This is a genomic window from Streptomyces sp. NPDC033131, assembly GCF_055578365.1.
Window position 1 is genome coordinate 1 of record NZ_JBVIPA010000043.1, and the last position, 17,813, is coordinate 17,813.

A 17,813-nucleotide genomic window follows, 5' to 3' on the forward strand; every position below is an offset into this window, starting at 1 on the left:
GACGCTCGGCTGGGAAACCCCAGCCGAGCGCCTGCATAAACTGCTCGCCGTCTGACACAACCAATCACGTGTTGCGACGATCCCTAGAATCCGCCAACCCAGGGGCCGGACGGGGCCTTCCGCAGGCGTCCTTACGCGAGCAGCGCCGGGATCGTCCGCTCGTGCACCTCGCGCAGCTCCTCCAGCGACAGCTCGAACTCGCCCTGCAGCTCGACCGTCTCCCCGTCCACGACACCGATGCGGATGACGGGCAGACCGCGCGCGCCGCACATGTCGTTGAAGCGGAGCTCTTCCGAGCGGGGCACGGCGACGACCGCGCGGCCGGCCGACTCCGAGAAGAGGAAGGTGAAGGCGTCGAGCCCGTCCGGTACGACCAGACGCGCGCCCTTGCGTCCGAGCAGCGCCGACTCGACCACGGCCTGGATCAGGCCGCCGTCGGACAGGTCGTGCGCGGAGTCGATCATGCCGTCGCGGGAGGCGGAGATCAGGATCTCGGCCAGCAGCCGCTCCCGCTCCAGGTCGACCTTCGGCGGCAGCCCGCCGAGGTGGTCGTGCACGACCTGCGACCAGGCCGAGCCGCCGAATTCCTCACGGGTGTCGCCGAGGAGGTAGAGCAGCTGCCCCTCCTCCTGGAAGGCGACCGGCGTGCGGCGGGCGACGTCGTCGATGACGCCCAGGACCGCGACCACCGGGGTGGGGTGGATGGCCACCTCGCCCGTCTGGTTGTAGAGGGAGACGTTGCCGCCGGTCACCGGGGTGCCGAGCTGCTGGCAGGCGTCGGCGAGACCACGGATGGCCTCCGCGAACTGCCACATGACCGCCGGGTCCTCGGGCGAACCGAAGTTCAGGCAGTCGGAGACGGCGAGCGGCTTGGCGCCGGTCGTCGCCACGTTCCGGTACGCCTCCGAGAGTGCCAGCTGCGCACCCGCGTACGGGTCGAGCTTGGCGTAGCGGCCGTTGCCGTCGGTCGCGATGGCGACGCCGAGCCCGGTCTCCTCGTCGATGCGGATCATGCCCGAGTCCTCGGGCTGGGCCAGCACCGTGTTGCCCTGCACGAAGTGGTCGTACTGGGAGGTGATCCAGGACTTGGAGGCCTGGTTCGGGGACGACACCAGCTTCAGGACCTGGTCCTTCAGCTCCTCGCTCGTCTGCGGGCGGGGCAGCTTGTTCGCGTCGTCCGCCTGGAGCGCGTCCTGCCAGGACGGGCGGGCGTAGGGACGCTCGTAGACCGGGCCGTCGTGGGCGACGGTCCGCGGGTCGACGTCGACGATCTTGCCGCCGTGCCAGTAGATCTCCAGGCGGTCGCCGTCGGTCACCTCACCGATGACGGTGGCGATGACGTCCCACTTGTCGCAGATCTCCAGGAAGCGGTCGACCTTGCCCGGCTCGACGACCGCGCACATGCGCTCCTGCGACTCGCTCATGAGGATTTCCTCGGGCGAGAGGGTGGAGTCGCGCAGCGGTACGTCGTCCAGGGTGACGCGCATGCCGCCGGAGCCGTTGGACGCCAGCTCGCTGGTGGCGCAGGACAGGCCCGCCGCACCCAGGTCCTGGATGCCGACGACCAGCTTCTCCTGGAAAGCCTCCAGGGTGCACTCGATGAGCAGCTTCTCCTGGAAGGGGTCGCCCACCTGGACGGCCGGACGCTTCGACGGCTTGGCGTCGTCGAAGGTCTCCGAGGCGAGGATCGACGCGCCGCCGATGCCGTCGCCGCCCGTGCGGGCCCCGTACAGGATGACCTTGTTGCCCGCGCCGGACGCCTTCGCGAGGTGGATGTCCTCGTGCCGCATCACACCGATGGCACCGGCGTTGACCAGCGGGTTGCCCTGGTAGCAGGCGTCGAAGACGACCTCGCCGCCGATGTTCGGCAGGCCCAGGCAGTTGCCGTAGCCGCCGATGCCGGCGACGACACCGGGCAGCACGCGCTTGGTGTCGGGGTGGTCGGCAGCGCCGAAACGGAGGGGGTCCACGACGGCGACCGGGCGCGCACCCATCGCGATGATGTCGCGGACGATGCCGCCGACACCGGTCGCGGCACCCTGGTACGGCTCCACGTACGACGGGTGGTTGTGCGACTCGACCTTGAAGGTGACCGCGTAGCCCTGGCCGACGTCCACGACACCGGCGTTCTCGCCGATCCCGACCAGCAGGGCGTCGGACTGCGGGGCCTTCTCGCCGAACTGGCGCAGGTGCACCTTCGACGACTTGTACGAGCAGTGCTCGGACCACATGACGGAGTACATGGCGAGCTCGGCACCGGTGGGCCGGCGGCCGAGGATCTCCACGACCCGCTCGTACTCGTCCTTCTTCAGACCGAGTTCGGCCCAGGGCAGCTCGACGTCGGGGGTCGCGGTCGCGTGCTCGACCGTGTCCAGAGGCGTCCGGCTCATGCGTTGACCAGCTTCTTGAGGATCGAGGTGAAGAAGGGGAGGCCGTCGGTGCGGCCGGTGCCGATCAGCGGCTCCACGGCGTGCTCCGGGTGCGGCATCAGGCCCACGACGTTGCCGGCCTCGTTGCTGATGCCGGCGATGTCCCGCAGCGAGCCGTTCGGGTTGAAGTCGACGTAGCGGAACGCGACGCGGCCCTCACCCTCGAGCTTGTCGAGCGTGTACTCGTCGGCGACGTACCGGCCGTCCATGTTCTTCAGCGGAATGTTGATCTCCTGGCCGGCCGTGTAGTCGGTCGTCCAGGCGGTGTCCGCGTTCTCCACCCGCAGCTTCTGGTCGCGGCAGATGAAGTGGAGGTGGTCGTTGCCGAGCATCCCGCCCGGGAGCAGGTGGGCCTCGGTGAGGATCTGGAAGCCGTTGCAGATGCCGAGGACCGGCAGTCCGGCCTTCGCCTGCTCGATGAGGGGCTCCATCACCGGCGAGAACCGGGCGATGGCGCCGGCCCGCAGGTAGTCGCCGTAGGAGAAACCGCCGCACAGCACCACGGCGTCGACCTGGTGAAGGTCCTTGTCCTTGTGCCACAGGGCGACCGGCTCGGCGCCCGCGAGGCGGATCGCGCGCTGGGTGTCCCGGTCGTCGAGGCTGCCCGGGAAAGTGACGACGCCAATACGAGCGGTCACTTCGCGGCCTCCGCGACTTCCTCCACCTTGACGGTGAAGTCCTCGATCACGGTGTTGGCGAGGAAGGATTCCGCGAGATCGTGGATGCGGGCGAGCGTGGCCTCGTCGACCGGCCCGTCAACTTCCAGTTCAAATCGCTTTCCCTGACGTACGTCCGAGATGCCTTCGAAACCCAGCCGCGGCAGTGCGCGCTGCACCGCCTGGCCCTGGGGGTCGAGGATCTCCGGCTTGAGCATGACGTCGACTACGACGCGTGCCACTGGCACTCCCGGTGTTGTGGTGCTGAGCAGGTTCCTGCAGGTGTCTTCAGACTACCCGCACAAAATTTCTACGCGGGTAGAGTTGTAGGAAAGTACGTGACGGCTGTCACGATCCGGTATCGGAAGGGCGCCTTCACGAAAAGTTCAGGGAAAGATCCCGAATCGATGCACCACGCCTATTGCGCCGGAGACACGCGGGCAGATTTAGTCGAGCTTCACAATGCAATGCCGGGCACTGTACAAATGAATTGGCAATAGCCGATACTTTGCCCAATAACAGGCGGACAGTCGGCATCTCCAGGACGTCCTGGCACGTCATCGCAGAGATGCCGCACGAAGGGACCGATATTCGTGGCGCAGCGTGTCGTGGTCACTCTCTTTGACGACATCGACGGCTCGGAAGCGGCGGAAACGATCGCCTTCGGACTCGACGGCAAGTCGTACGAGATCGACCTGAACCAGATCAATGCCAAGAAACTGCGTGAGACGCTCGAGCCGTACGTGGAGGCCGGCCGCAAGCGGTCGAGGTCGGGCAAGGCCTACCGGCAGACGGAGATCGCGCCCGACCCGGCGGCCGTCCGGGCCTGGGCCCAGGCCAACAAGATGGACGTCCCGGCGCGCGGGCGGATCCCCAAGAAGGTCTACGAGGCATTCGCCGCCGCGCAGTGACAGCCGCCTCGGTTGCGTGCTCAGGGTCCGTCACCGGGCCCTGAGGCCAGCCGACTTGCGCAGCACCCCTCCTGGTCAGCTAGAGTCTGAAGCACGCCGAGGGGCAAGGCCGAAAGGTCCGGCTCCGAAGTACACGCGGGTGTAGTTCAGTAGTAGAACATCCCCCTTCCAGGGGGAAGGCGCAGTGTGCAATTCCTGTCACCCGCTCTGCACCACCAGCTCGACCACTCTTGTGGATCAGGTAGGATGGTGCTCGCGCCGATCGGTGAGAGCCGGTCGGAGGCAATGCGGACGTAGCTCAGTTGGTAGAGCGCAACCTTGCCAAGGTTGAGGTCGCCAGTTCGAACCTGGTCGTCCGCTCCATGAAAAGGACCCCGGTCATTGACCGGGGTCCTTTTCGTGTTCCTCCAGCGCCCGGTGGGTGTGCGCGGCGCGCGGTCTTCTGACATTTGTCACGCCGACTGATGACAGCCCGCACTGCTGCCGGGCCCGTGTCGGCGGAACGCTGAAGGCATGGAAACCGACGGACACGAACACGTGATTGAGGTCACTGACCTGCGGCGTGTGTACGGGGGCGGGTTCGAAGCGGTACGCGGAATCTCCTTCTCCGTGCGCCGCGGCGAGATCTTCGCCCTGCTGGGCACCAACGGGGCGGGCAAGACATCCACGGTGGAACTGCTGGAAGGGCTCGCGCGGCCGGCCGCGGGGCGGGTGCGGATCCTCGGCCTGGATCCCTACGCCGAGCGGGCCGCCGTACGGCCCCGGACGGGCGTGATGTTGCAGGAGGGCGGCTTTCCGTCCGAGCTGACCGTCGCCGAGACCGCGCGGATGTGGGCCGGGTGCGTGAGCGGGGCACGGCCCGAGGGGGAGGCGCTCGCGCTGGTCGGGCTGGAGGGCAGGTCGGGCGTACGGGTGAAGCAGCTGTCCGGGGGTGAGCGGCGGCGCCTGGACCTCGCGCTCGCGCTGCTCGGCAGGCCCGAGGTGCTGTTCCTGGACGAGCCGACGACCGGCCTGGACGCCGAAGGACGCCGGCAGACCTGGGAGTTGGTGCGCGCGCTGCGCGACGGGGGGACGACCGTGCTGCTGACCACGCACTACCTGGAGGAGGCCGAGGACCTCGCCGACCGGCTCGCCATCCTGCACGAAGGGCGGATCGCGGTCGCGGGGACACCGGCCGAGGTGACCGCCGCGCAGCCGTCCCGGATCTCCTTCGTGCTGCCCGACGGCTACTTCCTGGGGGATCTGCCGCCTCTCGGTGAACTGGGGGTGTGCGGGCACGAGGTCGAGGGGAACGTCGTACGGCTGCGGACCCGGGAGCTGCAGCGGGCGGCGACCGGGGTGCTGCGGTGGGCCGAGCGGGCCGGGGTCGGGCTGGGCCGCCTCGATGTGCGGTCGGCGTCGCTGGAGGAGGCGTTCCTGGGGATTGCCCGGGCGGCATCACAAGAGGGCTCTGAGACTCAAGCGGGCCTCGGGACTGTTGAGGAGTACGTGTCATGAGTGGAGCCGTCACCACTCCGGCGGGGCGTGTCGCGGCACTCGCGCGGGCCGAGCTGACGCTGTTCGGGCGGAGCAAGGGCATGATCGTCACGGCGGTGTTCGTGCCGCTGGTGCTGCCGGTCAGTGTGCGGTCGGTGGCCGAGGACATGGACCTCGAGGGGTCCGGGCTCAGCATCGGGCTGGTGCTGCTGCCCGGGGCCGTCGGGTTCTCGCTGCTGTTCGCCGTGTACTCGGCGCTCGTGGGCGTCTTCGTCGGGCGGCGCGAGGAACTCGTCCTCAAGCGGCTGCGCACCGGCGAGCCGCGGGACCGGGAGATCCTCGCCGGGGCCGCGCTGCCGGCCGTCGCCACAGGGCTGGTGCAGTGCCTGGTCCTGGCGGCGGGCTGCACCGTCCTCCTTGACGTACCGGCTCCTGAGGCTCCCCAACTGGCGGTGATCGGCGTCGGGTTGGGGTTGGTGCTGAGTGCGGTGCTGGCTGCTGTGACGGCGGGCCTGACGCGTACCGTGGAGAGCGCGCAGGTCACCTCCATGCCGCTCGTGATGGCCTCGATGGTGGGGTCCGGGGTCACCGTACCGCTGGAGTTGATGCCGGACCGGGTGGCTTCGGTGCTCGAACTGCTGCCGCTGACACCGGTGATCACGCTGGTGCGGGGCGGGTGGACCGGTGAGCTGTCGGCGTACGAGGCGGTGGGGGCCGTGCTGACCGGGCTGGCCTGGACGGTGTTGGGTGTGTTCGCTGTACGGCGGTGGTTCCGGTGGGAGCCCCGACGCTGAGGAACGGGGGCATGGACGTGCGGGGACCGGCCAGATGGTGGCGGGGCAAGAGCACACCGGCGAAGGTGGAGACCTACACACGGTCGACGTTCCACTTCTTCGCGGTGCTGGAGATCGCGGCCATCGGGCTCACCGGGTTCGGGCAGGTCGAGCTGTGGCTCGCGGGCTGGCTGCTGCTGATGGTGGGCGTCCACGGGGCGGTGTGCGCGGTGACCGCGTCGCGGGCGCTGGACTGGACGCGCGGTCGGCGTGAGCAGCCCGTACGGCTGCTGTGGACGCTCGGCGCGATCACCGCTGCGGTCGCCTGCGCGGCCCTCGCGATCGCGGAGTACGGTCCGGGCGGCGAGAGCGTGGACAGCGCGGCGGGCGGGGTCTTCGGGGTCGTCCTGGTCTTCGGCGCCGGCACGCTCGCACTCGGCGTCCACAACCGGCGGCGCGTGTACGCACTCGTCGGCGGTTTCGGGGCCGGCGCCGGCGCCGTGTCGCTCGCCCTGGGCGCCCCCGGGGCCGCCGCGCTGGTCGTCACGCTGGCCGTGCTGTTCGGCTCCGCGCTCTTCGCCTTCACCTCCGTGTTCTCCGTCTGGCTCCTCGACGCCTTCTACGAACTCGACGAGGCCCGGGAGACCCGCGCCCGGCTCGCCGTCGCCGAGGAACGGCTGCGGTTCGGGCGCGACCTGCACGACGTCATGGGGCGCAACCTCGCCGTGATCGCCCTGAAGAGCGAGCTCGCCGTGCAGCTGGCGCGGCGCGGGCGGCCCGAGGCCGTCGACCAGATGATCGAGGTGCAGCGGATCGCGCAGGAGTCGCAGCGCGAGGTGCGGGATGTCGTACGGGGGTACCGGGAGGCCGACCTGGGGGTGGAACTCGCCGGGGCGCATGGGGTGTTGACGGCCGCGGGGATCCGCTGCGAGGTGACCGGGGGCGAGGTGACCGGGCTGCCGGCCGAGGTGCAGTCGGCGCTCGCGTGGGCGGTGCGGGAGGCGACGACCAACGTGCTCCGGCACGGGGACGCCGGGTGGTGCGCGGTCGGGGTCCGGGAGAGGGAGGGGCGGGTGGTCCTGACGGTGGAGAACGACGGGGCGTCGGTTCCTTCCGGGACGGAGGGGAGCGACGGGGCGTCCGCTCCTTCCGGTGCCGGCGGTTCGGGGCTGGCCGGGCTGCGGGAACGGTTGGCGGCGGTGGAGGGGACGTTGGAGGCGGGTCCGGCCGACGGAGGGCTGTTCCGGGTGGTGGCGGAGGTGCCGTTGGTCACGGCAGGTGCGCGTGAGGTCATGGCATGACCTCTCCCGTACGACTCCTGCTCGCCGACGACGAGCACCTCATCCGGGGTGCGCTCGCCGCGCTGCTCTCCCTCGAGGACGATCTCGTCGTCGTGGCCGAGGCGGCCACCGGACCCGAAGCGATGGCCATGGCCCGTGCGCACGTTCCGGATGTCGCCGTCCTGGATCTCCAGATGCCCGGCGCGGACGGTGTGAAGGTCGCCACATCCCTGCGGACCGAACTGCCCGACTGCCGGGTGCTGATCGTGACCAGTCACGGGCGGCCCGGACATCTGAAGCGGGCCCTCGAGGCGGGTGTGCGGGGATTCGTGCCGAAGACCGTCAGCGCGCAGCGGCTCGCGGAGATCATCCGCACGGTTCACGCGGGGAACCGTTACGTCGACCCCGAGTTGGCCGCCGACGCGATCTCCGCCGGGGACTCGCCACTGACCGCGCGGGAGGCGGAGGTCCTGGAGCTCGCCGCCGACGGGGCGCCCGTCGCGGAGATCGCCGAGCGGGCCGCGCTGTCCCAGGGGACCGTACGGAACTACCTGTCGTCGGCCGTCTCCAAGCTCGGGGCGGAGAACCGCCACACGGCGGTGCGGCTCGCCCGGCAGCGAGGTTGGGTATAGTTGCTCTCGCGCCACGGCGCAGTGCGGACGTAGCTCAGTTGGTAGAGCGCAACCTTGCCAAGGTTGAGGTCGCCAGTTCGAACCTGGTCGTCCGCTCTCTTCGAAGAAGCCCCCGGTTGTCACCGGGGGCTTCTCGCGTGGGAGCTACGACCAGCTCGTGCCCGTCAGCCGCTCGTACGCCTCCACGTACTTGGCGCGCGTCGCGGTCACGACCTGCTCGGGCAGCGGCGGCGGGGGCTGCTCGCTCTTGCGGTCCCAGCCGGACTCCGCCGAGGTGAGCCAGTCGCGGACGTACTGCTTGTCGTACGACGGCTGCGCGCGTCCCGGCTGCCACTGGTCGGCCGGCCAGAAGCGCGAGGAGTCCGGGGTGAGGACCTCGTCCGCGAGGACCAGGGTCTCCCCCTCGAAGCCGAACTCGAACTTGGTGTCCGCGAGGATGATCCCGCGGTCCCGCGCGATGTTCCGGCCCCGTGTGTAGACGGCGAGGGTGGCCTGGCGCAGCTGGGCGGCGGTGTCGGCGCCGACCTGCCGTGCGACCTCCTCGTAGGAGACGTTCTCGTCGTGCTCGCCGACCTCGGCCTTGGTGGCCGGGGTGAAGATCGGGGCGGGCAGTTCCGAGCCGTCGACGAGGCCTTCGGACAGGGCGAGGCCACAGACCGTGCGGGACTCGTTGTACTCGAGCAGACCCGAACCGGTGAGGTAGCCGCGGGCCACGCACTCCACCGGGACCATCTGGAGGGACTTGCAGATCAGGGTGCGGCCGGCCCAGTCGGCGGGGGCGCCCGCGGGCAGGTCGGTGCTCAGGACGTGGTTGGGCGCCAGGTCGGCGAGCTGGTCGAACCACCACAGGGAGAGCTGGGTGAGGACCCGCCCCTTGTCGGGGATCTCGGTGGGCAGCACCCAGTCGAAGGCCGAGAGGCGGTCGCTGGCGACCATCACGAGGTCGCCCGCCTCGTTCTGGTACAGGTCGCGCACCTTGCCGGTGTGCAGGTGTACCAGGCCCGGAACCTGGAGCGGCTCGGGCTTTTCTACGAATCCGGACACGGTTCCTCCCCGTGATGATGTCCAAGTGGCTCGATTCTCCCGTATGCCGGGGATCGGTCTTGGTCCGGGGTGTGTGGAGCGGGGCTCAGTCGTGTTTGCAGATGCGGTCCAGGAGGTTTGCTGTGGCGCGCTGGACCCGGGGGTCGACGTGGCCCGGACGGTCCAGTGACGGTGACCACGCGAACGTCCCGGATGCGAAGACCAGGGCTCCGGAGGGGGCCCGGTACAGGGAGGTCTCCTGGTGGCGGAGGACTCCCTCGCTGTCGGCGTACGGGGAGTGGGCGAGCAGGACGCGGTCGTCGTGCTCGGGCAGCGGAGTGCGCGGGAAGTAGCGGTCGGCCTCGCCCGCGACCAGGCCCTCGATCTCGTCGCCCTCGTGCGCGCCGGTCGCCTCCCACATCCAGTGGTCGGCGTTGCGCACGATCAGGGGGTGAGGTTCGGGCACGCGGCCGGCGTACTGGATGCCGACCAACTGCTGCTCGGGCCGGTCGATCTCGCGCCACAGCACGGGCTTGCCCGGCCCCCGGCGTTTTCTGCAGGTGAGCAGGCGGTCCGGGACGCCGGACGGGGACGGACCCAACTCCACCTGCCAGTACATGGTGTTGGCGGAGAGGAAGACCAGGCTCGTGCCCCTCTCGCGGGCGCGTTCCACGGTGCGGCGCATGTTCGTCGACCAGTACTCGTCGTGGCCGGGGAAGACCAGGCCGCGGTAGCGGGTGGGGTCGACCCGGCCGGCGTGCAGGTCGCGGGCATCCGCGTAGGCGAGGTCGTAGCCGTAGCGCTCGGCGAAGCGGATGAAGTCGTAGGCGTGGCCCACGTGGAGGGGCAGACCGGCGCCCGCGTACGGGCGGTCGAAGGAGATGGTCGTCGCGGCGTCGGCCTCGCCGAGCAGCCGGCCGTTCTCGTCCCAGGCGTGGTAGAGGCTGGCACCGGTACGGCCGTCCTCCGGGTAGAGGTTGTACGCCTGCCAGGTGATGTCGGGCAGCAGGAGGAGCAGGTCGGCCGGGTGGTCGTCGCGGACGGTGAACGGGATGTGCGAGCGGTAGCCGTCGGCGGTGGTGAGGACGGCGACGTACGCGCCGATGCTCCAGTAGCTCGGGATCTGCAGGCGCCAGGACAGCCACCAGTGGTGGCAGGAGACCGTACGCTCCGCGGTCAGCGGCGGGGGCTGGACGATGCCCGACAGGCGAGGGCTGGTGGTGATCTTCGCGGCACCGTCGCCGCCGTAGTGGCCGATGCGGTAGATGTCGACGCCGAACTCCTGGGGCGGGTCGACGGTGATGTGGAAGTCGACGGCCTCGCCGGGGGCGACCGCGCCGGTGGAGATGAAGCCCTTGATCTGGCGGCGGACGTCGTCGGCGGAGCGGGGGCCTCCGGCGGCTCGCGGGGCGGGCACGCGGGGGTCCTTCCGCGTCGGCTGCTGAGGTGCCTCCACGTACCAGGGGACCATCTGGCCGGTGTCGTCGACGTACGTCTCAGCGCCGCGGAGCCAGGGGACCTGGCCCTGACCGAAGGGGTCCGTCACGGCGTGCGCGAGTGCTCCCGACTCCCAGCGGCGGATCTGCTCCGATCCCATGGTGGCTCCCCTCCCTCACGCCCCCGTACGCCCGTGTCAGCTGTGCCGCCTGTGTCACGTGGCTACTGCGCCATGTGGCTGTTGTGGCGTTCGACCGTCGAGCATGCGGCTCTCGCGCCATGTGGCTGTCGTGTGCCGTAGGCCCCTGCCGTGTGCCCGATCAGTCCCAGCACATCACATTACGCACGCAGGCGGTCACTACTCGTTGCGAATTGGCCAGAAGTGGAATTGCTGAGTCCGGTACGAGGGGGGTGCCGTTCGCGCCGGCCTTCGCCGCTTGGGGTGGCGGTGGTCAGACGAGGCGGACCGGCTTCTCCGGGCGTATCCCGGACTTGACCAGCCACGCCTGCAGAGGGACGGGATCGCCGTCCTCCACCAGACTGAGCACGCGAGGGGCCAGATCCGCCGCGCGTTCGCCGTTGACCATGAGGGACGGGCCGTCCAGCCAGTCGAGGCCGGGGGTCGCTCCGGCGGTGTCCATCGCGGCGCAGCACACCATCGCGGTGACGTGGTCGGTGAGCAGCTCGCGGGCGGTGCGGGGCGGCTGCAGGGGGAAGAGGGGGAGCGTGCCGTCGTCCCAGAGGGCGGTGTCGGGGCTGCCTCCGCTGCCCTGGCCGGGTGCGGGCGGACCGCCGGCCGTGGGGGTGGTCGCGGATGCCGATGCCTCTTCACGGGCGATCTCGGCGCTGAGACGGGCGGCGAGGGCGGAGCTGCGTTCGGTGCTGGGGAGGTCGTCGTCGGGGTCGACGCCGGGGCCGGGATCGGTGCCGAGGGCCGGGGTGGCGTCGGCGTGGGGGGCGGTGGGCTCGGTCAGGTCAGTCGGGGCCGTCGGCCCTGCTGTCGCTGTCGGCCGTGTGGTCCCGGTCGGCTCGGTGAGCTCGTGGGGATGGGGCGCGGTGCGTTGGGCGTCTTCGTCGGGGCGGGTCTCGGTGCTCTGCCCGGCCTCGCCGGGAAAGGCTCCTGAGGTGTCTGAGGTGTCTGAGGTGTCTGAGGTTCCCGGGGTGTATGGGGTCGCCGGCCTCTCTCTGCGGTCCGCGGCCCGGCTCTGCCCGGCATTCGGGAGGTCGTCCCCCTGGCGCCCGGCTTCGGTCTGGGGCGCAGGCGTCGTGGCCGTGGGTTCCGTCAGGTGGTCCATGACGCGGGCCAGGGTCGGTCCGCCGTCGGGGTCCGGGGAGGAGGGGTCGGGGGTGCGGCGTACGCCCAGGGTGTCCAGCACGCGGTGGAGGCGAGCCGCGTCGGTGCGCCACTTGCGGTCGACGACCTCGTCCGGGTACTCCTGCCAGTCCACCGGGGCCCAGTCACGGCCGGGTTCGGCGGGTCCGCCGTGGAAGAGGCGGGCGGCCAGCAGTGAGGTCGCCTCGTCCACTGTGCCGGGCTCTTCCAGCAGGTCGCAGGCGGGGCGCTCGCCCAGGCGGGAGGCGAAACCCTCGGCCAGCCGGTCGCGCCGGGACAGTTCGGTGAGGGCCGCGACGACACCCGCGTCCAGCCGGGAGGGCCAGCGGCCCATCCGCCAGGCGGGAAGCGCGACCCGGGTCAGCAGCCGGTCCCAGCCGGCGTACGCCAGGCCCACCTGTTCCTGGGCGACGATCCGGAGGCCGTAGTCCACAGCCTGTGCACGCTCGGCCGCCGCGGCGGCGACCCCGCGCTCCATCTCGCCGGCATGGCCCCGACAGCTGCGGAGCAGCAGACGGGCGACCCAGCCGACACCCGCGAGCACCGGGCGGACGAGGGCGTTGCGGCCGGTCGCCGAGGTGACGGCCACCGCGGCGTCCAGGCCCCGTACGAAGCGTCGGGCCGCGGCTATGTCCGGGTGGGCCGAAGGTCCTGTACCGGCGACGACCGGGGCGAGGACCGCGCGCAGCTCGCCCACGCGCATCCACCACAGGAACGGGGAGCCGATGACGAGGACGGGCGCTGTGGTGGCACGCCGGTGGGAGCCGCGGACGCCCGCTATCTCGTCGTGGCCCTCGCGGGCGGGCGGGCCGTGGGCCGGGTGGGTGCGGTCCTCCAGCCAGCTGTCGCAGTCCGGGGTGAGCGCTATGGCGGAGGGCACCGGGACGTCGAGACGGTCGGCGAGGTCGCGCACCATGCGGTAGAGGTCGGGGGCCGACTCCTCGGCGATCGGGACCGTCGGGCTGACGGCGGGCCGGGCGCGGGCGACGACCAGGGCGATGCCGGCGGCGGCGACCAGGACGAGGACGGCGGCGACGGACATCGTCCACCGAGCGGCGTCCCAGCCGGGGCCCACGAGGTGGCCGGTGGAGTCACCGGCGAGCAGCACGACGGCGACGGCCGCGGGCAGCAGCGCCACGGCCAGCGCCCGGCTGCGGATGCGCAGCACGGCCAGAGCTCGGGAACGCGCTGCCTGCGCGCCCGCCTCCACACCCATACCGGTCATGACCGGACCTCGCCCCCTCCCTGCCGTCCTGCCCGCCCGGCTGTCCGCCCGGCTCTCCTGGTGTTGCTCACTCCCCCACTGTGGCACCGACCCCTGACATCGCAATGCCGGTGGGCCAAGTGCCGGACCGCTTGCGCCGCACCATAGTTGGGCCCCCGGCCCCCGTCAGCCGGATGGGGCATCGGTCACTCGATGGAATGGCTCTGGGGAGAGGTGGATGACGGACCGCAAAGATCAGGCCCCGGATCCTGAGACGGATCCGGGGCCTGCGGGGTTCATCGACGCCCGGTGATTCCAGGGATTTCCAGGGGATTCCGGGTTTTCGGTGTCTTCGGGCGCTTCGGAGACTCTCGGGGTTCCGGACTGCCGGACTCCCGATTGCCGGGACTTACGCCCCCGCGACCTTCGCCGCGATATCCGTACGGTGCTGGGAGCCCTCGAGGTTGACGCGGGCCACGGCCCGGTACGCGCGGTCGCGGGCCTCGGTGAGGTCCTCGCCGACCGCCGTGACGGACAGGACGCGTCCGCCGGCGCTGACGACGTCGTCGCCCTCCTGCCTGGTCCCGGCGTGCAGGACGTACGCGTGCGGGGCGTCCTGCACGGCCACCTCGTCCAGGCCGGTGATCGGGTCGCCGGTGCGCGGGGTGCCGGGGTAGTTGTGCGAGGCGATGACCACGGTGACCGCGGCCTCGTCGCTCCAGCGCAGGGGCGGCAGGTCGGCGAGGTTGCCGGTGGCGGCGGCCATCAGCACGCCGGCGAGCGGGGTCTTCAGCCGGGCGAGCACGACCTGGGTCTCGGGGTCGCCGAAGCGGGCGTTGAACTCGATGACCCGTACCCCGCGGCTGGTGATCGCGAGACCGGCGTACAGCAGTCCGGAGAAGGGAGTGCCGCGGCGGCGCATCTCGTCGACGGTGGGCTGGAGGACGGTCTCCATGACCTCGTCCACCAGCTTCGGGTCGGCCCAGGGCAGCGGGGAGTACGCGCCCATGCCGCCGGTGTTCGGGCCCTCGTCGCCGTCCAGCGCGCGCTTGAAGTCCTGGGCGGGCTGGAGGGGCCGGACCGTCACGCCGTCGGTGATGGCGAAGAGGGAGACCTCGGGGCCGTCCAGGAACTCCTCGATGACCACGCGCTCGCAGGCGTTGGCGTGCGCCGCGGCCTCCTCGAGGTCGCCGGTCACCACGACGCCCTTGCCGGCGGCGAGCCCGTCGTCCTTGACGACGTAAGGGGCGCCGAAGGCGTCGAGAGCTTCGGCAACCTCTTCCGGGGTCGTGCAGACGTACGACCGCGCGGTGGGTACGTCGGCTCCCGCCATGACCTCCTTGGCGAAGGCCTTCGAGCCCTCGAGCTGCGCGGCCTCCTTGGAGGGGCCGAAGACGGGGATGCCCGCCTCGCGTACGGCGTCGGCGACCCCGGCGACGAGCGGCGCCTCCGGGCCTACGACGACCAGGTCGGCGCCGAGCTCCACGGCCAGCGCGGACACGGCCGCGCCGTCGAGCGCGTCGACCGGATGCAGCTCGGCGACCTCGGCGATGCCGGCGTTGCCGGGAGCGCAGTACAGCGCGCTGACGTCGGGGTCGAGGGACAGAGAACGGCACAGGGCGTGTTCGCGGGCACCGCTGCCGATGACGAGGACCTTCACGGGGTCAGCCTATCGGGAGGGCGGCGTGCTGGTTTGTGCGGGCTTCCGAAGGGGTGGGAGGTGGCGAGTTGTGGGTTTCTCCAAAGCGATGGTTTCTCCGGAGCGACACCCTCTACTCGTGCGAGAACTCCTCCTACTCGTGCGAGAACTCCTCCACCACTGTCGCTCCCAGCTCTCTCACGATGAGTTGGTGGCCGGACAGGGCCGACTCGTCGAGATCGGGGTCGTCGTCCTCCGGGGTGTCGTCCTCGGGGGAGACCGGGGGCGGTTCCGGGGCGGACGGCCGGGGGGCGGGGGCGCCGGTGGAGGGGGAGGTGGGTGCCGAGGTGGCCGTCGTGGGTTGGGCGGACGTGGGCTGGGGGGACGCCGGGCGCTGGGGGGCCGTGGCGCCACCGCCGTAACCGCCGCCGCCTGAGCTGCCGTATCCGCCGCCTCCTGAACCGCCGTAGCCGCCACCGCCACCGCCGCCGCTGCCCGTGGGGCCGCCGGGGGCCGGGGGGGCCGAGCCGCCCGACGGGTCGACGATCGCCTCGATCTTCCACTGCACGTTGAACTGCTCGGCCAGCGCCTGCTTCAGCACGTCCTCGCTGCCGCTGCCCGAGAAGTTGTCACGGGCGCCGGCGTTGATGAAGCCGAGCTGGAGGGTGGTGCCGTCGAAGCCGATCACCTGCGCGTTCTGGCTGAGCAGGATCCAGGTGAACCGGCGGCGGTTCTTGACGGCCTCCAGGATGTTCGGCCAGAGCGTGCGGGGGTCGAGACCGCCGGCCGGAGGGGCGTAGGCGGAGGCGGGGGCCGCGGCCTGGGGGGCCGCCGGTGCGGAAGGGGCGGGGGCAGGCGCGGGTGGGCTGCTCTGTGCGGCCGGGGGCTGTCCGCCGCCGGCGGGCGTCGCGGTGGGCCAGCCGCCGGGCCGTCGACCCCCGCCCGCGGGCGCGGCGGTGGGCCAGGCGCCGGGGGCGGAGCCGGTTGCCGCGGGCGGCGACTGGGTCTGGGGCTGTGGCTCGGACGGCTGAGGCTGTTGGCTCTGCGGGGCCTGCGGGGCCTGCGGGTTCTCGGGCTGGGGTGGCTGCTGGGCGTGGTCGGGACCGGCCGGGCGGTCGACGGGAGCGTCAGATGCTCCAGCCCCACCCACTCCTGCCGGGGTCCCCTGCTCAAAGGGCGCCCCCGACGCGGCGGCCGCGGCGCCGGCGGGCGCCCCGGAAGCCCGTACGGCGGCCCGAACCGCGGCCGGACCGCCCCCCGGCGGAACCGGAGCGACCGGAGCGACCCCGGCCGCCGTTCCTCCCACCGCTCCCCCGTGTGCATGCGCGTCCGGCCCCGGTACGTACCCCATGGCCGGCGCGCCGCCGCCCGTGGAGAAGTTCACGCCGCGCTCGATGCGGTCCAGGCGGGCCATGACCGAGCGCTCGTCGCCGTACGCGGCGGGCAGCAGCACTCGCGCGCAGATGAGTTCGAGCTGGAGGCGAGGGGAGGTGGCGCCGCGCATCTCGGTCAGCCCCGCGTTGACGAGGTCGGCGGCGCGGGTGAGCTCCGCGGCGCCGAAGGTACCGGCCTGGGCCTGCATCCGCTCGATGACGTCGGCGGGGGCGTCGATGAGCCCCTTCTCAGCGGCGTCCGGCACCGCGGAGAGGATCACCAGATCCCGCAGCCGCTCCAGCAGGTCGGCGACGAACCGCCGGGGGTCGTTTCCCCCCTCGATGACATGGTCGACGACCTCGAAGGCGGCGGCGCCGTCGCCGGTCGCGAAAGCCTCGACGACGGAGTCGAGAAGCGACAGGTCCGTGTAGCCGAGCAGGGAGGTCGCCATGGCGTACGTCACACCGTCCGCCCCCGCTCCGGCGAGCAGCTGGTCCATGACGGACATCGAGTCACGCACGGACCCCGCACCGGCACGCACGACGAGCGGCAGCACCCCGTCCTCGACGGGGATTCCCTCCCGCCCGCACACCTCGGCGAGGTACTCGCGCAGCGTCCCGGGCGGCACGAGCCGGAACGGATAGTGGTGCGTCCGCGACCGGATGGTCCCGATGACCTTCTCGGGCTCGGTGGTGGCGAAGATGAACTTCAGATGCTCGGGCGGCTCCTCGACGACCTTGAGGAGCGCGTTGAAGCCGGCCGACGTGACCATGTGGGCCTCGTCGATGATGTAGATCTTGTACCGGCTGCCGGCGGGCCCGAAGAAGGCCTTCTCCCGGAGGTCACGGGCGTCGTCCACACCACCGTGCGAAGCGGCGTCGATCTCGATGACGTCGATGGAGCCGGGGCCGTTCCTCGCGAGGTCCTGACAGGACTGGCACTCCCCGCACGGCGTCGGCGTGGGCCCCTTCTCGCAGTTCAGGCACCTGGCCAGGATCCGCGCGCTGGTCGTCTTGCCGCATCCGCGCGGACCGCTGAACAGGTACGCGTGATTGACCCGGTTGTTCCGCAGCGCCTGCTGCAACGGGTCGGTGACATGTTCCTGCCCGATGACCTCGGCGAACGACTCCGGGCGATAGCGGCGGTACAACGCGAGAGACGACACGCATACGAGGTTATAGGCGCCCACTGACAACGGACCCCGCCCGCAGGTCTCGCCCTGACAACGCAAGCGCCCCCCACGCACCCGCCAGAGCCAACCTACCCTTGCTGCCTTCCGGCCCTGGGGGAGTTCAGTCAGATAGCGCCGCGTGAGGGGCTGCGCCAACAGTACCCGATGCCGGCCAGGGGGTACGAGTTCGCGAGCACTCCTCAACGTCTTGTATTGTTTGCGGCGGAGGATTCGCCTAGTGGCCTAGGGCGCACGCTTGGAAAGCGTGTTGGGGGCAACCCCTCACGAGTTCGAATCTCGTATCCTCCGCCAGTGCCTCACCGGGCACGATGTCGAAGGGCCCCACCGTTCGCGGTGGGGCCCTTCGTCGTGCGTGGTTGCAGTTGCCCGACGCCGCGAGTCGCGGACGGCCAAGAGACCATGTACATCTCCATGATCGTTCCTGCGTCCATCATCATCGCGTCCCCCACGGGCC

The 17,813-nt window shown here is 71.2% G+C and carries 13 protein-coding genes, 4 tRNA genes and 1 other RNA gene; 9 read left to right on the forward strand and 9 right to left on the reverse strand.

Translation table 11 applies throughout. The features are described 5' to 3' along the window. Positions 1-131 precede the first annotated feature (131 nt). From purL to purS, 3 genes are read right to left on the reverse strand one after another with little or no spacing between them, the layout of a single operon-like run. Positions 132-2,390 carry a phosphoribosylformylglycinamidine synthase subunit PurL gene (gene purL / locus ACZ5XS_RS37330; protein WP_468659043.1) on the reverse strand — a complete coding sequence of 753 codons (2,259 nt, stop codon included), beginning with the start codon at positions 2,388-2,390 and terminating at the stop codon, positions 132-134. Continuing rightward, a complete protein-coding gene (purQ, locus tag ACZ5XS_RS37335) occupies positions 2,387-3,067 on the reverse strand; it encodes a phosphoribosylformylglycinamidine synthase subunit PurQ (protein ID WP_217235955.1) in 681 nt (226 codons plus the stop codon). The genes purL and purQ overlap by 4 nt, the downstream gene beginning before the upstream one ends. Further along, positions 3,064-3,327, reverse strand: coding sequence for a phosphoribosylformylglycinamidine synthase subunit PurS (gene purS, locus ACZ5XS_RS37340; RefSeq protein WP_217235954.1), 264 nt, complete (start codon positions 3,325-3,327; stop codon positions 3,064-3,066). Before purS ends, purQ begins: the two co-directional genes overlap by 4 nt. 351 nt (positions 3,328-3,678) lie before the next feature. On the opposite strand from purS, the gene ACZ5XS_RS37345 reads away from it, so the two are divergent. The 8 genes from ACZ5XS_RS37345 to ACZ5XS_RS37380 all read left to right on the forward strand — a co-directional run bounded on the left by ACZ5XS_RS37345 (position 3,679) and on the right by ACZ5XS_RS37380 (position 8,253). Beyond that, complete coding sequence (locus ACZ5XS_RS37345) at positions 3,679-3,996, forward strand: histone-like nucleoid-structuring protein Lsr2 (protein WP_217235953.1); 318 nt, start codon at positions 3,679-3,681, stop codon at positions 3,994-3,996. A 135-nt stretch (positions 3,997-4,131) separates the two neighbouring features. After that, positions 4,132-4,203: transfer RNA gene (locus ACZ5XS_RS37350), tRNA-Gly, on the forward strand. Positions 4,204-4,283: 80 nt separating this feature from the next. Continuing rightward, a tRNA-Gly gene (locus ACZ5XS_RS37355) sits at positions 4,284-4,359 on the forward strand. A gap of 150 nt (positions 4,360-4,509) precedes the next feature. Further along, complete coding sequence (locus ACZ5XS_RS37360; protein WP_468659045.1) at positions 4,510-5,493, forward strand: ABC transporter ATP-binding protein; 984 nt, start codon at positions 4,510-4,512, stop codon at positions 5,491-5,493. Next, positions 5,490-6,266, forward strand: coding sequence for an ABC transporter permease (locus ACZ5XS_RS37365; RefSeq protein WP_468659047.1), 777 nt, complete (start codon positions 5,490-5,492; stop codon positions 6,264-6,266). Before ACZ5XS_RS37360 ends, ACZ5XS_RS37365 begins: the two co-directional genes overlap by 4 nt. A gap of 17 nt (positions 6,267-6,283) precedes the next feature. Next, positions 6,284-7,546 carry a sensor histidine kinase gene (locus ACZ5XS_RS37370; RefSeq protein WP_468659148.1) on the forward strand — a complete coding sequence of 421 codons (1,263 nt, stop codon included), beginning with the start codon at positions 6,284-6,286 and terminating at the stop codon, positions 7,544-7,546. Continuing rightward, a complete protein-coding gene (locus ACZ5XS_RS37375; protein WP_468659049.1) occupies positions 7,543-8,157 on the forward strand; it encodes a response regulator in 615 nt (204 codons plus the stop codon). The genes ACZ5XS_RS37370 and ACZ5XS_RS37375 overlap by 4 nt, the downstream gene beginning before the upstream one ends. A gap of 23 nt (positions 8,158-8,180) precedes the next feature. Further along, positions 8,181-8,253: transfer RNA gene (locus tag ACZ5XS_RS37380), tRNA-Gly, on the forward strand. 48 nt (positions 8,254-8,301) lie between these two features. On the opposite strand, the gene ACZ5XS_RS37385 is transcribed toward ACZ5XS_RS37380, so the two are convergent. The 6 genes from ACZ5XS_RS37385 to ffs form a co-directional block, all read right to left on the reverse strand. Then, positions 8,302-9,201, reverse strand: coding sequence for a phosphoribosylaminoimidazolesuccinocarboxamide synthase (locus ACZ5XS_RS37385; protein WP_468659051.1), 900 nt, complete (start codon positions 9,199-9,201; stop codon positions 8,302-8,304). A gap of 85 nt (positions 9,202-9,286) precedes the next feature. Further along, positions 9,287-10,777 (reverse strand): N,N-dimethylformamidase beta subunit family domain-containing protein, encoded by a 1,491-nt coding sequence (locus ACZ5XS_RS37390; protein ID WP_468659053.1) that lies wholly within the window; start codon positions 10,775-10,777, stop codon positions 9,287-9,289. A 292-nt stretch (positions 10,778-11,069) separates the two neighbouring features. Continuing rightward, positions 11,070-13,175, reverse strand: a complete 2,106-nt coding sequence (locus ACZ5XS_RS37395; RefSeq protein ID WP_468659055.1) for a M48 family metalloprotease — start codon at positions 13,173-13,175, stop codon at positions 11,070-11,072. A 388-nt stretch (positions 13,176-13,563) separates the two neighbouring features. Then, positions 13,564-14,814 (reverse strand): phosphoribosylamine--glycine ligase, encoded by a 1,251-nt coding sequence (gene purD / locus ACZ5XS_RS37400; protein ID WP_468659057.1) that lies wholly within the window; start codon positions 14,812-14,814, stop codon positions 13,564-13,566. Positions 14,815-14,947: 133 nt separating this feature from the next. Next, a complete protein-coding gene (locus tag ACZ5XS_RS37405; protein WP_468659059.1) occupies positions 14,948-17,332 on the reverse strand; it encodes a DNA polymerase III subunit gamma and tau in 2,385 nt (794 codons plus the stop codon). Positions 17,333-17,391: 59 nt separating this feature from the next. Further along, positions 17,392-17,490, reverse strand: an RNA gene (gene ffs, locus ACZ5XS_RS37410) — signal recognition particle sRNA small type. Positions 17,491-17,562: 72 nt separating this feature from the next. On the opposite strand from ffs, the gene ACZ5XS_RS37415 reads away from it, so the two are divergent. Further along, positions 17,563-17,650, forward strand: a tRNA-Ser gene (locus tag ACZ5XS_RS37415). The last annotated feature ends 163 nt before the right edge of the window (positions 17,651-17,813 follow it).

What these genes read in the sequence shown, in the direction of transcription:
- purL (WP_468659043.1), bottom strand. Translation starts at nt 2,390, where the DNA reads ATGAGCCGGACGCCTCTGGACACGGTCGAGCACGCGACCGCGACCCCC.
- ACZ5XS_RS37360 (WP_468659045.1), top strand. Translation starts at nt 4,510, where the DNA reads ATGGAAACCGACGGACACGAACACGTGATTGAGGTCACTGACCTGCGG.
- ACZ5XS_RS37365 (WP_468659047.1), top strand. Translation starts at nt 5,490, where the DNA reads ATGAGTGGAGCCGTCACCACTCCGGCGGGGCGTGTCGCGGCACTCGCG.
- ACZ5XS_RS37375 (WP_468659049.1), top strand. Translation starts at nt 7,543, where the DNA reads ATGACCTCTCCCGTACGACTCCTGCTCGCCGACGACGAGCACCTCATC.
- ACZ5XS_RS37390 (WP_468659053.1), bottom strand. Translation starts at nt 10,777, where the DNA reads ATGGGATCGGAGCAGATCCGCCGCTGGGAGTCGGGAGCACTCGCGCAC.
- ACZ5XS_RS37395 (WP_468659055.1), bottom strand. Translation starts at nt 13,175, where the DNA reads ATGACCGGTATGGGTGTGGAGGCGGGCGCGCAGGCAGCGCGTTCCCGA.